Here is a 14,133-nt window from a genome sequence, read left to right on the forward strand (position 1 = left end):
TCATTACCCTGAACGACTTCACTGAGATGGACCGATTCTATTCTAAGAAATGATTTTGCTGACTTATCTTGAAGTCGTGAGATATGCTTTATAATTTATATCTCTTAATAAGTATAATAATATTTAAACCTTATTGATTCGGCATATTCAGGCTAATATCCAGATCATGCGCTTTACTCAAAAGGTAAAATCTCCCCGGTTCTCTCATATATCTGCAGTCCTGCCGGAAGTCTTGAGGCAAATTCTGCAGAACTAAGAGTTTGAAGGAATTTTTTGACTTCTGGAGTATCCAGAACCTCTTCTCGAATCAAGAAATCATACTCTTCTTCTGCGAGTTTTATGAATTTCAGGTCATTATTTCTTTCTGCACAATTCCTTATGCCCACTCCAGCATCCACTTTTCCTGAAAGAACGGCCTCACAGACAGCAACTTCAGATTTCACTCCGGAAACGTATCCCTGTATTGAGTCCGCAAATTCTTTTTTGCTAATCCCATTTTTAGCTGCGAACTCTGAAATTTTCAGCTCAAGAAGAGCCCTTGTACCCGAACCTCTGTTCCGGTTGATCAGACGTTTACCTGGCAGGTCTTTAAGTCCGGAAACCGGGCTTTTGTGCCCTACAAGGAGCCCTATTTCCCTCCTGTACCCTTTGACAAGTACAACGCCTGCAAGCCTCATTGCCTCTATTGTGTGGACATTATATCGGATTTCATTCGGGAGGGTGCCGTCCTGCCCTTCTGTACTCATGGAGGGCATGTTCACGCCTGCAATATCTGCAGTCTTTGCGGCGATTGCACTGAAACCCCCGGTTGAGCTGGTATAAAGTGTCCTGAACCGGAGCCCGCTGAGGTCTTCCAGAACGTCAAGTCCGGGGCAGAAACCTCCTGCTATAAGCAAATCCGGCTTTTCAACCTCGCCAAAAAGGGTCACTTCCACTGAAGTTCCTGCTTCTATAAATTCTGTTTCCGGCGGGATTTCTATAAAGCCGTCTGCTCCGGAAAGAGAGGTTATGGCGCCTGAACCCCGGTCTGCAGGATAAACCATTCCTCTCACTATTCCTACGGGAAGGAGCTGTTGCCTCCCTTCAGAACGGAGGTCTGTACCCATTATTCCGTTTTCCGTTTTTCTGACTCCTGCCTCTGCTCCCAGGGATTTTCTCAGAAGAGATGCAACAAATTCATTGAAGATCATTAAAGCAGATGTGGGGTTTCCGGGAAGCCCTATAATAGGAATACCTTTTATGATGCCAATAACCACTGGTTTTCCAGGCTTTATGTTGATCCCGTGGGCAAGGGTCTCTCCTGTCTCGTCTATTAACCGGTACATCACATCCCCTGCCCCGGAAGACGTGCTGCCCGAAGTCAGGACAAGAGCACACTCAGAAACCGCAGTTTCAAGTGCCTTTCTCATCTTCTTTTCGTCGTCCTTTACAACTCCATAAAGCAGCGGAAAAGCTCCACATTCCTGGACTCCTGCGTACAGAGTGTAAGAGTTTGCGTCGTATACCTTCCCCGAAGTCAGTATCTCACCCGGACAGACAAGTTCGTCTCCAGTCGAAATTATCCCAATAGGCAACCTGAGTACGGGGATTTCTTTTTTTCCTACGGAAGCCAGGACTCCGATTTCTCTTGTGCCCAGCCTCCTTCCCCTGCGCAACACCCTTTCTCCTTTAAGGATGTCAGAGCCTGCTTTCATGATATTCTCACCCACGGTTACAGGCCTGAAGACAAGTGCTGTTCCTTTTTCTTCAGAGGTGTACTCGACCATGACTACAGCATCAGCCCCCTCAGGAATCGGGGCTCCTGTCGCGATCTCCACAGCTTCCCCTGCCGCGATTGTGAATTTTGCATCCGAACCTGCGGGGATATTTCCAAGTAATCCCAGTTTTACAGGCTCTGTCTCACTGCAGGCGTACGTATCTTCTGCCCTTACTGCATAGCCGTCCATCACAGATCTCGCGAAAGGTGGGACATTAATTTCGGTGACTATATCCTCTGCAAGGATCTTTCCGTAAGCATTTTCAAGGGCTGAGCTTTCTTTTTCAGGACGAACCTGAAGGCTGTTTACTATTCTCCGTGCCTCCTCTACAGAGACAAGTTCCCGAAATTCTTTGCGTTTCATGAGAATCAAATCCGAAGTCTTATCGGTTTTCAGATGGCTTTTTTACCTTAATACGATTTCTTGGTGCACATCAATCTGTCGTTGCATGCTTAATTGCTCTTGCAGCTGAAAAGTTCTGGCTCTTAAGGATAAAGTGTAGGACAGTTGAAAAGGAGTGAAATCCGATATAATGTCCCCATAATAGAGGCAATGAGGCTTGCAGGCATAATAGCTGAAAATGTCGACTGAAATTATTGAGAAAATATCGACTAAGTTATTGACTGAAAAATAGATGAAAATATTGGCTGAAAAAGACTCTTGTCGAAAAAGTCTTTGTCGAAAAAAGATTCTGGCGGGAAAACTCCCGCAGTTTTTGCTTTTATCTTCAGAGCCCCTCTCTGTTGTTGAGTGGTTCTTTATTTATAAATGGGTGTGCCAGTGGTCTTGGTTATTCTATCAAAGGCTTCAACCATTTTCATTGTAAGGGATCCCGGTTTGCCTGTACCTATGAGTCTTCCGTCAAGTTTGGTAACGGGAGCAGACTCGGCTGCAGTTCCGGTGACAAAGATTTCATCTGCTGTATAGAGGTCAAACAGACCGAGATTTGATTCGATTACTTTGTATCCCATCTCGTCCAGAAGCTCGATGGCTGTAGCTCTCGTGATGCCCTTCAGGTTACTTATTGTGTGTGGGGTAAAGACCTGGTTGTTTTTGACGATAAAGATATTGTCTCCCGAGCCTTCGCACACAAAGCCGCTCTGGTCAAGGAAAATGGCTTCGTCTCCTCCTTTCTCATTGGCTTCAATCTTTGCGAGGATATTGTTGAGATAATTCAGGGACTTGATGTTAGGGGACAGGGCATCAGGCGCGTTTCTGCGGACACAGACACTGACTCCTGTGAGCCCGACTTCATAAAGGTCACCGTACATGGCTCCCCATCCCTGAGCGATAACAACGATAGTTGGCTTTTCACACTTGCGGGGGTCAAGCCCGAGGTCGCCGATTCCTCTTGACACGATGGGGCGGATGTAAGCGTCTTTAAGGTCGTTTTTCCTGAGAGTCTCAAGGATTATCTCGGACATTTCTTCCCTTGTGATAGGTATGTCCATTGCAATTGCTTTTGCTGAGTCATAAAGCCTGTCAACGTGTTCCTTTAATTTAAAAACACGCCCGTTATATGCCCTTATGCCTTCGAACACACCGTCTCCATAGAGGAAACCGTGGTCATAAACCGAAACCTTGGCTTCGGCTTTCGGGACAAATTTCCCGTCTAAATAAATCAGTAACTCACTCATTTGCAAATCATCCTTTTTGGTTTTTATTACCTATAGGTATTTAACTGGAACTTTCGGTCCAGTACAGTCTTTAACCTACAAGCCAGTAGCCCATTTAACTTTTTCACTCTTTAGCAGTATGTAAACTCTATGCAAAGCTCTAAAGGAACTCAGAACTCCGGGGGAGTCACCATACTGAGGTTCTTAAGAAACATTCCAATTAAAGCGGGTAGATACTGAATATATATTACAATTCCGCTTCCACATAAATATTTTAAGATTTTATACTGCTCGAATTAACACGTTCATACAAAAGGCTTTTATCCTAGAAGGCGCATTTCGTATTCCGCAGTAGAAAAGCAAACAGGGCTCGTGGCTTAGCCAGGATATAGCGCTGGGCTTCTAACCCAGACGTCGGGGGTTCAAATCCCTTCGAGCCCGCTTTATTCCTTTTGATTAATTTTGGTTAATTCTGAGTAAATAAACCTCAACTTTTTTCATGTTTCTTCTTTCTTCCTGATATTTTTATGCTTTTATTGAAACGCTCACTCACTTTTAATTCTATTTTTTCTTTTTTGACAACAAGTTTCCATTATCGTTGGAGCTTTTTACGGAAACTTGCGTTACAAGGCTTTTAATATAGCAGAAATTTAAAAACAGCTTTGACCGGAGTTTATAAGATCTCATAAAAATCGTGGTGCAGCTATGGATATTATGTAGGTCTAACAAGAAATTAATTAAGTTCCAAACTTGTTTCGTTCAATTTTGGCGTCGCCACATATTGAACTAGCCCACCGATTGATACTTATATGATTTTCACCATATTATACTAAAGAAACCATAATAGGGCGTCTTGTTACAGAGATCCTGTGTTAGACCCCATATAGTGGGAAATTAACTATTTTTGTGCCACACCGATTTATTTAATTGGTTCTATATTTGTCGGTTTTATATTAAAATGCTTGGAATTGTTACCCAACATAATTAATTTTTTGTTAGACCCTATGTAGATCATGTCGCTTGATGTGGCTTTATACTATAAAGTATAAACTCCGGTTTGAAAGTTGAAATAATTAAAATTAAATAAAAATAGAAATTAAATAAAAATATCAATCAAATAAAAATATCAATCAAATAAAAATATCAATCAAATTAAAAAGCAGTCTACCGGGGTGCTGAATACATGGAAATACCCGGTAAGTTCTCTCAAAACGCTATTTATCATTCGCTGATTTGGGATTTTCTTTTCTCTGACTGACCTTCCGGGTTTCGGGTATTATTTGACGCTATCTTCCTGGGGCATGATTATTGCCAGAATAATGTATATGACGATCCCTATCCCGTCTAGCAGAGCAAGGAGGACAAAGCCAAGTCTTACAAGGGTTGGGTCAATCCCGAAGTATTTCCCGAGCCCACCGCAGACTCCAAAGAGCATACGATTAGTTTTACTTCTTGTCAGGCGCTTTTCCTTTTTATAAACCGTGCTTTTCTCTTCTCGGGTTTCTTCCCCTACTCCTATTCCTATACCTATTCTAGCTTCTTCTCCTGCTCCTTCCATTGTTTTCTCAGGTTTTTCCCATGATTTCTCTGTATAGCCAGTTTCAACTTTTCCTGAAATATTGAAGTCACTTGCCTTTGGTTCTTTTCTTTCCTGGTATACAGGATCTATGGTAGTACCTTTTCCTTCCATTGTTTTCTCAGGTTTTTCCCATGATTTCTCTGTATAGCCAGTTTCAAGTTCTCCTGGGGCCTTGAAATTGCTCTCTTTCGGTTCTTTTTTTTCCTGGAAGTCTGGATTTTCCTGCATGTTGATTATTCTATCTATAAGGATTTATATTTCTGGTATCTATCTTACTCTTTTTATTATTTTTTCTTTGACTTCTGCCTGATTTCTTCCTGTTATCTATCTTCCTTTCAATGGCATTCCGTGCAGCTGCATTTCTGACTCCTGCGGAAGGTTCCGTATAACATTAGAGGGAGCAGGAAGACCGCAAAACCGATCTTAATGCTTTCTGGAAGCAGTTCTCCTGCGCTTCCGAGGGTTGCAGTTGCGCTTATTCCCAGCTTAAGGTAAAGCCAGTCGAGAAGGATTCCCGCTCCAAGTGCGCAGATAGAGATTACTCCCAGATAAAGGGCTGCGGAACGTTTTCCAAGAAACCGGGCGACCATAGTTATGGTTGCCGCATTGGTTGCAGGCCCTGCAAGAAGGAAAACAAAAGCCGTGCCAGGGCTCATTCCTTTGGCTACGAGGCTTGCGGCAAGAGGAGTCGAGGCTGTAGCGCAGATGTAAAGTGGAATGCCCACTACAAGCATGACCAGCATTGACCCGAGCCCCCCTCCAAGGTATTCCTGGATCAGGGTTTCGGGAACGGCATAGGAAATTATCCCTGCAAACAGAATCCCGATTAGCATCCACTTTGAAATGTCTCCGGGAAGCTCTATGTAGGCGTATGTCAAACTGTCCAGGAACTTTTCTTTTACGGATTTTTTGAGCTTCCCGGCAGGCAATGTTTCATTTTTCTCCTGCTCACAGTGCCCGCAGCCGCATGAGGCGGCTTTGTTTTCAGGCATGCACATTGTGGGTGAAAGTATGAGAGATCGGGCTCCTTCTCCAGATCCAGTCTTCAATTGCATGGATCGGATTTTTAAGGGTACTGTATTTATGGCAGAATATTCCTTTTTTTCTGTTCCGGGCATCTCATTTGTACTGCAGTTACAGGAAGGGGAGTTGCATTTGTTTCCGGCTGCCGATACTCCCACAAGAGCTGAGGCTGCAAGGATTTCTGCTTTCTTCCCTGTTTTTCCCTGCTTTTTGCTCTCTTTTTTTTCCGGCTCTTCTCCTATTAGCAGGTTATCTGCAAGCCCTGCAAGAATTGCAGTTGCAAGGGTTGCAAGTGGACGAAAAACAGTCATTAAGGGGTCAAGTAGAGCGTAGGTGATTGCAATAGAATCCACTCCGGTCTGGGGAGTTGAGATCAGGAAAGATAGAGTTGCACCTCTATTTGCCCCCCTTTTCCTTATAGACATGGCTGCGGGGATCACTCCGCACGAGCAAAGGGGAAGGGGAAGTCCTGCAAGGGAGGCATTGACTACAGAACGGACTTTTCCTGCTGATGTTCCAAGGTAGTCTACAATTTTCTGGTCCGGAACAAGGGTATTGAGGATTCCGGCGATCCCGAAACCAAAAATTAGGTAAGGGGCAGCTTCTACAAAGATTTCCCAGGAAGAGAGCAGGATACCTGAAAGAAGGACAGGAACAGGGCTGAAGATTTCAGAAATCACTTTTTCTCCTCCACATGTTCAAGGCACATCTCGATGAGCATGCGTACATGTTCGTCTGCGATATAGTAAACCGTAAATTTTCCTTCCCGCCTGACCCTAACAAGGTCAAGCTGCCTGAGGGTCCGAAGCCCATGAGAAACTGCTGATTGTGTGACTTCAAGAGCCTGCTCAAGTTCACAAACGCACATCTCTTTTTGCCTGAGTAAAAAAAGGATTTTCAGCCTGGTATCCGATTGAAGCGCCTGAAAGACTGCAGACATCCTTGTAATTATTTCTGTGTCCGGAACCTTCTGTAACAGGACCTCGATCCGCTCAGGGCTCACTCGTTCACACTTATCTTGCATGAATATATGAACAATTGTTCATATATTAATCTCTTTCTAAAAACTGCTCCGGCCTGAAATGGCGAAATGAGGCGAAGAGTAAAAGAGATGTTTTGAGCAGTATCTGGGCACTTTGGGCAGTACTTGATTAATTCGTTATTTTTCGACAATACAGCGGCCCTTTAAGGTCCCGATCGGTTTAGTTTGGTTTTTTCCACCACATCTTTACCCTTGTGGACCACCCTCTCTGAATAAGGGCCCCGTCATCTTCCTCTAGCACGTCTTCAAAGTAGTCCCTGAGGATGGCTTCCTGGGTATCGGAGCTTGCATTGTAGTATGACTTGAAATCCTTAACAGCTTCTTCAAGGGTTGCATACCTGTGGATGTGCTCGAAGGGAAAAACGCTTATGTTCGGGTAGATTCCCATGTCATAGAGCACATTATAGAGAACGTCACACTTAGGGGCTGGCTGGTACTCACTCCCGTGAAGAAGTGGCCAGAGTTTCCGGGAATGCATGTCCCAGGAAGTTTCCCCTGCAAACCAGTAGAGGTAAACGTACTTCGAAGAAACGTCCACCATCTTACGAACCGATGCGCGTATGTCTTTCATGCCCAGGGAGTATGAAGCAAAAACCACGTCATAAGGAGCGGAAATGTCGGATTCAACATCAACGGCTTCCCAGTCTTTGTGCACACAGTCGATGTTTTCGATTCCGTACTCATTGATGTTGTCCCTCATAACACTCACCATGCCTTCCGAAGGCTCTACAGCGGTTACATGGGCTACTCGCTGTGCAATCGGAATTGCAAGGGTCCCGGGCCCGGCTCCTATATCGAGAACCCTGGAGTCGGAGGAGAGTTTCATGCCTTCTATTCTCTTTTCGGTTATTGCCCTTGCCTTATCATCCTGGAACATCCTCCAGAAGCGCCTGGCGTTTTCCTTACTGTACCATATGGTCGCACAATCCACATTCCTGTTTGATTTTAACTGTTTTTCCAACGTCTCTTTCCAGATCTCGTTCCAGTCAATGGCATCTGATTCCATGTTTCAACCTCAACCTGCCTCCATCCCGGAGTTTTCGGTGTTACTAACGTAGTAATAAATGTTATCATATATACTTTGTTGGGATGGTGTTATGCGCCCGTATATTTTCAAATTAATTGTCGAATAGCTTTTTTTAGGGCGGGGTGGCCGCACACAATTTTATTCCTTCTTCAAAATCTCAGGAGGAGGGCTGCAAACAATACCAGGGCTAAAAGGGATATCCAGTCCCTTCTCTGCATTAAAAGCTCATGCATTGAGGTCCTGCGAGTTCCCTGATATCCTCTGCTTTCCATTGCCAGGGCGAGTTCTTCAGCGTCCCTTACCACTCCTCTTATCAGGGGAATCGCAAGGGCAGGAACTGAGTGAAAAGGATTTTTCCCGAAATACATGCCCCTTGAAGCCTGAGCAGCTTTTGTCCGCTCAACTCTTTCAAAGAGAAGTGGAAGAAAAGCTATCGAGAGGTTCATCATTGTCGCAAGCTCAAAGGAGTTCACACCCAGCCAGCGAAGTGGCAGCGGGCGCAGCATCTTCTCTATCCCGCAGGTGATTGCAGAAGGGTCAGTACTGGCTGTCATAAGGGCGGCAAAAAGCAGGAGAAGTATAAACCGTGCAGAAAGTCTGAACCCGTTTTGAAGCCCTTCTAGGCTGGGATGCAAAATCCAGAAAGAAGTCAGCACTTTTCCTTCGGTAAAAAATAATTGTGCAAGAAATATGAATATAATGAATAGGACCATCGGTCTTACTGCCCTGAGAAATACTCTTGCAGGCAGCCCGGAAAATGAAGTAAGGGAAACGAAAAAGGCAAAGAGGATTCCTATCCCGAAAAAACTTTCAGTCCTGAAAGCCAGAATGCCCAGCAGCATCACAGCTGTAAGTTTTGTCCTGGGATCAAGCGTATGTAGAAAGGATTTCCCGGGTATGTAACTGAAGACAGGTTCTTGCATTCTTATTCTTGTTCTCCCATTTCTTTTCTTTATATGCTTTTTGAGGCGATCTCAGATTGATTTATGTTACTTTAGGTTTCCTGGGCTATTTTATTCCAATTTGAGATATTTAAGCTACTTTGGGCTACTTTGGACTGCTTTGGGCTACTTTGGACTGCTTTGGGCTACTTTGGACTGCTTTGGGCTACTTTGGGCTACTTTGGGCTGCTCTCAGGTTATTTTTCAGAGTTTTCTTTTTCAATCATTGATTTTACTCTCAATATCTCTTTAAGAGCTTCCTCAACCGTAAATATGGCAGGGTTAACTGGCATTCCTCTTGACCTGAGTTCTCTTATCATGGAAGCTATCGGAGGAAGAAGCACATTTTCGGTCTCAAGGTACTCTTCCCTGCTTCCCTCAAAACTTATCCTGCCTTCCCGTAGAAGCACTATTCTTTCCAGCAGGGGAAAAAACCCTTTCAGATTGTGGGTCACCGTTATAACTGCAGTTCCCTGGTCCTTCATCTTTTTAAGGGTGTCCAGAATTTCTTTTTTCCCTGAAGGGTCGAGTCCGGTTATGGGCTCGTCCAGTACGAGGTAGTCCGGCCTCAGGGCAAGAGCACCCGCAAGGGCAACTCTCTGCATTTCTCCCCCGCTCAGGCTGAAAGGGTCTCTAGATAGCATTGTGTGGTCGAAAGAAACTGCTTCAAGAGCTTCAAATACCCTTTCTTCAGTTTCTTTTCTGGAGTATCCGAAGTTTAGAGGTCCGAATGCTATCTCTTCATATACTGTCCTGCAAAAAAGCTGGTCTGCAGCCTGCTGAAAGACCATCCCTACCCTGCTTTTAACCTCTTTTGAAGAAGGAGCAAGTCCATCAACGGTTATTTTTCCTGAATCCGGGCATAAAAGTCCGTTAAACAGTTTTATGAGGGTGGATTTTCCTGCACCTTTTTCTCCCAGGATCCCGACGAATTCCCCTTTTTCGATGCGCAGATTAACATTTTGTAAGGCTGCAGTTTCAAGAGGGGTATTTCTCGAGTAGAAAAAACTTATGTTTTCAAGAATAATCGGCATATCTCCTCCGCAAAGCTTGAAGGGGAAGAAGTTTTATCCCAGGGGATTATAACTCCATGTTTTTTCAGGTGCTCTGCAAGTTCTATCAAGGAAGGCGGAGTGAGCCCGAGGTCCAGGAGAGAAGGGTCTGAGAGTACGTTCTCGGGTTTTCCTTCAAGCAATATCCTCCCTCTGTCTATTACGATAATCCGGTCTGCAGCATGAAGTTCTTCAAGGTTATGTGTGATATGTACAACGGTTTTTCCTTTTTCATGCAGCCTTTTTACGCGTTCAAGGACATTTTTTCCCGATTCAGGGTCAAGCATAGAGGTTACTTCATCAAAAACAAGACATTCGGGCTCCATGGCCAGGATTCCTGCAAGAGCCACGCACTGTCCCTGTCCCCCACTCAGGGCTTTCGGAGAGTGGTACCTATATTTCTCAAGCTCTATCTCAGCAAGGGCTCTATCTATACGCTTCCGGATTTCCAAGGGAGGAAGGCAAAGATTTTCAGGCCCGAAGGCCAGGTCTTCTTCTACGGTCCTACCAACAAACTGAGTCTCAGGGTTCTGAAACACGATGCCAACAATTTTCCTTATTCCCTGGAGCTTTGAAAAATCTCCGGTATTCATGCCTCTAACTATAACCTTTCCTTTTTGAGGTCTCAGGAGACCGTTAAGGTGGAGGGCAAGGGTTGATTTCCCGCTTCCGTTTTTGCCTATTATCCCTATATATTCCCCTTTTTTTATTCCCATATTTATGTTTCTTAGGGCAGGGGTTCCATCAGGGTAGCTGTAACTTACGTTTTCGAGCCTTATCATGCTGAATCGAATTCTATTTTTTTCTTTTTAAATTACAGGAAAATTTAATCGCTCGGCTTTTCTGTGAATAGGGGATTACTCAGAGCTTTAGAACTTATCAGAGCTCTAGAATCCACCAGAACTTAGGACCCATCAGAACTTTGAGTCCATCAGGAGTTAAAGCTCATGCCTGATTTAGAGTTCATGGGTTGAAGCGATATATACGGCAACTGAAGTTTTTATTATTTCTCCTGGCAGGAAGGGAATGGCTCCGAGGGCAAGGGCTTTCCAGGGTTCGATTTCAGCTACCAGCATCAACTGGAAAACTCCGAGGGTATATATGACCAGAATTCCTGTGCTCATATTAAGGGCATTGACCGCAAGCCCTGATTTTCCGGCATTTTCCGCCCTTTCGGAAAGCTTCCCTGTAAGGTAAGCCGCCAGTATAAAACCGAAAATATATCCTCCGGTAGGCCCAAAAAGCACTCCTATTCCGGAACTGCCTCCCGCAAAGACCGGAAGACCTGCAATACCAAGCAGTGTATATACAATCATGCTCAGGCTTCCCCATTTACTTTTCAACATGCTTCCTGCAAGCAGGACAAAGAATACCTGCAGTGTGACTGGAACCGGTGAAAAGGGTATGGGGATCTGTATGTAAGCTCCTGCAGCAGTCAGGGCTGCAAAGAGGGAGGCAAAGACCATTTTCCGGAGTTCGGGAGTATTGACGGGGTGAGAATGATCATGTCTTATATGCATATTTTTTCCTTTTTTGTTAATTTTATTTCTTTACCCTGCTTTCTGTCAGCTTCTTACATTTTTATTATTTACTTGAGTTCTCCCGCCTGAAAAGGCGTCAGGTAAATATTAATTAATTTTTGGAAATTTATGAATGTGAATTTAGTAAATTCGGTAATTCTAATGGGTATAATCAGAGTACAGATTGTATTGTTAACTCTTTTTTCAGCTAACCTCTACAGGCGATGTAACTATAATCATAAGCGTATTGTTAACCAATCGGAATTACATGGTTTACATTAGATTTAAAACTTTCCGGAAGCATCTGTTATGATCACGCTCGCAGACTTTCTGTGCTTCGGAGCGATAATTAAATATATATCTTATGCCGGTATTATGGATACTTCACCTGAAATGCAGTTTTAGCATACAGTTACATGCTGTATTTTCGGGAGATCATTGTGGGCGCGTGGCCTAGCCCGGATATGGCGGCAGCCTCCTAAGCTGTAAATCGGGGGTTCAAATCCCTTCGCGCCCGCTAAATTCCATTTTTATCTATTTTCTGTTTTACCTCTGTTTCCTTTTACTTTTGTTTCCTTTTACTTTTGTTTCCTTTTACTTTTGTTTCCTTTTACTTTTGTTTCCTTTTACTTTTGTTTCCTTTTACTTTTGTTTTCTTTTCCTGGCTTCTTTTTTCCTTTGCTTCTTCTTCCATGCCTTACTTCGCCTTTACTCCGTTTTCATTGTTTTTTTCTTCTGTTTTACCGATCTACTTTTGGAAACTTATTTCCTATAAAAAGCCCCGCCTGTAAATCCAGTGTCTTTTCATCAGCAGGTTATCAGTTTATGCTTTTGTTTTCTGGACATCTCTGTACGGCGTCCGTAAAAAACAGATTCTCTGCAGAGGAACGAAAAAGCAGATAACCAGAAAGAAAGGGCAGAGCAAGAGAAGAGGCTCAATTAGAAACCTGTTAAACATCAGCGCCGGGTATTGCTGATAAGAGAAAATACAGAATAGGAGAAGAATATGCCGAATAAGAGAATATACCGAATAAGAGAAGATACAGAATAAGAGCAAAGGCAAAAATATAGAAGTACCTGTTATGCAAATTATGGATAAATTTCTTATTTAGAAATACAATTATTAGCTGCAATATAGTAAATGCTTATAATACGCATAACTTCTATTAAAAAACATAACTGCCGCTTAAGAGGAAACAGGAATTGATCAGAAAAGCCAGGATAAGTGATGTTGTCGAGATGAAGCAAATCATCAACAATTACTCTAAGGATGAGCTTATGCTTGCTCGCTCCCTGAGTGAGATGTACGAGAACATCAGGGACTATTATGTCTGTGAGATCGAAGGAGAAGTTGTTGGATGCTGTGCCCTGCATATTGTATGGGAAGACCTTGCAGAAATCCTTGCTCTCGCAGTTAAGCCCGATTGTGCAAGAAAAGGAGTGGGTACAAAGCTTGTCTCAGCCTGTCTTGAGGACGCGGAAGACCTCGACATGAAGGAAGTCTTTGCTCTTACTTATGTGCCTGGTTTTTTTGAAACCATGGGATTTAATATCGTGGATAAAAACAGCCTTCCCAGGAAAATCTGGTCTGGATGTATCAGGTGCCCCAAATTTCCGGACTGTAATGAAATTGCAGTTCTCAAATCTATCAAAGCTAAACCTATCAATGCCTGAGATATTCCCGGAACCCTCAGGAAGTCTTACTTTCATAGCTCCTTAATTTCTTATTTTATTTTTTTCTGCCAAATATCAGGCGATAAATCCCGATTTTGAAACTTTTTTTAATCCGAATTTATTTAAACAGGCAAAAACCAAAAGCTATTTATTCAGTGATTATGTTTTTTAGGTTGTCCTAATTATCTTACCTGGAATATTTCGGACATGTGCTGGCGGGATGGTGTTAATGCATACGGATCGACTTGAAGAGTACTTAGAAACTATTCTTTACCTTATTACGAAAAACCAGAGCCCTGCAAAAACCAAACAAATTGCAGAAGAGCTGAACGTATCTTCGCCCAGTGTGACGGAAATGATCAAAAAGTTGCATTCTATGGGGTTCGTTGAGTATAAGCCCTATCAAGGGGTTGAATTGACCGAAAAAGGGGCTGAGGAAGCTGTCCGGATCAAAAGGAAACACCAGGTGCTTGAGACATTCCTGGCTGAAGTCCTTGATTTTGACCGGAAGGAAGCTCACAGGGAAGCCTGTGAGCTTGAGCATGCGGTATCGGACTCAGTACTTGAGAGACTTTATGATTTTCTGGGAAGCCCGGAGTACTGTCCTGACGGGCACCCTATAAACATCGATAAAGATAACCTGAAGCGTGAGGAATGCTTCATTCCTCTCGATGAAATGAACGAAGGAAGTTCAGGCACGATTGCCAGGGTAACACTTCCTAGGGAGACAAAAGAGCGTTTAACCTCTCTTGGTATCCTTACAGGAGAGGACATTGAAGTCAGGCGCAAGCAAAAACAAGGATGTATCTCAGTCATGGCTGTTGGGTCTGAGATTGCCCTCGGAAGAGATATAGCTAAGAAAATTTTCATCTCTCCTAGAGGCAAAAGTGCGTAAAAAAGGA

The 14,133-nt window shown here is 43.6% G+C and carries 12 protein-coding genes and 2 tRNA genes; 4 read left to right on the forward strand and 10 right to left on the reverse strand.

Going from position 1 to position 14,133, the window contains the following annotated elements; translation table 11 throughout:
- Nucleotides 1–173 precede the first annotated feature (173 nt).
- Both ACZ5A8_RS01560 and ilvE read right to left on the reverse strand, forming a co-directional pair.
- On the reverse strand, nt 174–2,120 hold the full coding sequence (locus ACZ5A8_RS01560) for a molybdopterin biosynthesis protein (protein ID WP_464531843.1): 1,947 nt from the start codon (nt 2,118–2,120) through the stop codon (nt 174–176).
- Nucleotides 2,121–2,515: 395 nt separating this feature from the next.
- Entirely contained in the window at nt 2,516–3,394 is an 879-nt protein-coding gene (gene ilvE, locus ACZ5A8_RS01565) for a branched-chain-amino-acid transaminase (protein ID WP_322223194.1), read from the reverse strand.
- 345 nt (nt 3,395–3,739) lie between these two features.
- Between ilvE and ACZ5A8_RS01570 the strand changes: the two genes are divergently transcribed.
- A tRNA-Arg gene (locus ACZ5A8_RS01570) sits at nt 3,740–3,814 on the forward strand.
- Between the two features lie 835 nt (nt 3,815–4,649).
- Here ACZ5A8_RS01570 and ACZ5A8_RS01575 read toward each other — a convergent pair.
- From ACZ5A8_RS01575 to ACZ5A8_RS01610, 8 genes are all read right to left on the reverse strand, one after another.
- A complete protein-coding gene (locus ACZ5A8_RS01575) occupies nt 4,650–5,180 on the reverse strand; it encodes a PspC domain-containing protein (RefSeq protein WP_464531845.1) in 531 nt (176 codons plus the stop codon).
- Between the two features lie 107 nt (nt 5,181–5,287).
- Nucleotides 5,288–6,655 (reverse strand): SO_0444 family Cu/Zn efflux transporter, encoded by a 1,368-nt coding sequence (locus ACZ5A8_RS01580; protein ID WP_464531847.1) that lies wholly within the window; start codon nt 6,653–6,655, stop codon nt 5,288–5,290.
- Nucleotides 6,652–6,999, reverse strand: coding sequence for an ArsR/SmtB family transcription factor (locus ACZ5A8_RS01585; RefSeq protein ID WP_322224798.1), 348 nt, complete (start codon nt 6,997–6,999; stop codon nt 6,652–6,654). Before ACZ5A8_RS01585 ends, ACZ5A8_RS01580 begins: the two co-directional genes overlap by 4 nt.
- A 178-nt stretch (nt 7,000–7,177) precedes the next feature.
- Nucleotides 7,178–8,023, reverse strand: coding sequence for a class I SAM-dependent methyltransferase (locus ACZ5A8_RS01590; protein WP_229387520.1), 846 nt, complete (start codon nt 8,021–8,023; stop codon nt 7,178–7,180).
- A gap of 170 nt (nt 8,024–8,193) precedes the next feature.
- The gene (locus ACZ5A8_RS01595) at nt 8,194–8,967 is read right to left on the reverse strand and encodes an energy-coupling factor transporter transmembrane component T family protein (protein WP_464531848.1); all 774 of its coding nucleotides are present in this window, start codon (nt 8,965–8,967) and stop codon (nt 8,194–8,196) included.
- Between the two features lie 215 nt (nt 8,968–9,182).
- The gene (locus tag ACZ5A8_RS01600; protein ID WP_464531850.1) at nt 9,183–10,019 is read right to left on the reverse strand and encodes an ATP-binding cassette domain-containing protein; all 837 of its coding nucleotides are present in this window, start codon (nt 10,017–10,019) and stop codon (nt 9,183–9,185) included.
- Nucleotides 9,995–10,819: an energy-coupling factor transporter ATPase gene (locus ACZ5A8_RS01605; protein WP_464531851.1), complete on the reverse strand. Its 825-nt coding sequence runs from the start codon at nt 10,817–10,819 to the stop codon at nt 9,995–9,997. Before ACZ5A8_RS01605 ends, ACZ5A8_RS01600 begins: the two co-directional genes overlap by 25 nt.
- Nucleotides 10,820–10,993: 174 nt before the next feature.
- A complete protein-coding gene (locus ACZ5A8_RS01610) occupies nt 10,994–11,557 on the reverse strand; it encodes a biotin transporter BioY (protein ID WP_464531852.1) in 564 nt (187 codons plus the stop codon).
- A 442-nt stretch (nt 11,558–11,999) separates the two neighbouring features.
- On the opposite strand from ACZ5A8_RS01610, the gene ACZ5A8_RS01615 reads away from it, so the two are divergent.
- From ACZ5A8_RS01615 to ACZ5A8_RS01625, 3 genes are all read left to right on the forward strand, one after another.
- Nucleotides 12,000–12,074: transfer RNA gene (locus tag ACZ5A8_RS01615), tRNA-Arg, on the forward strand.
- A 686-nt stretch (nt 12,075–12,760) separates the two neighbouring features.
- Nucleotides 12,761–13,231: an N-acetyltransferase gene (locus tag ACZ5A8_RS01620; RefSeq protein WP_464531854.1), complete on the forward strand. Its 471-nt coding sequence runs from the start codon at nt 12,761–12,763 to the stop codon at nt 13,229–13,231.
- 229 nt (nt 13,232–13,460) lie between these two features.
- Nucleotides 13,461–14,126: a metal-dependent transcriptional regulator gene (locus tag ACZ5A8_RS01625; protein WP_464531855.1), complete on the forward strand. Its 666-nt coding sequence runs from the start codon at nt 13,461–13,463 to the stop codon at nt 14,124–14,126.
- Nucleotides 14,127–14,133 lie beyond the last annotated feature (7 nt).

It is taken from the genome of Methanosarcina subterranea (assembly GCF_055385895.1).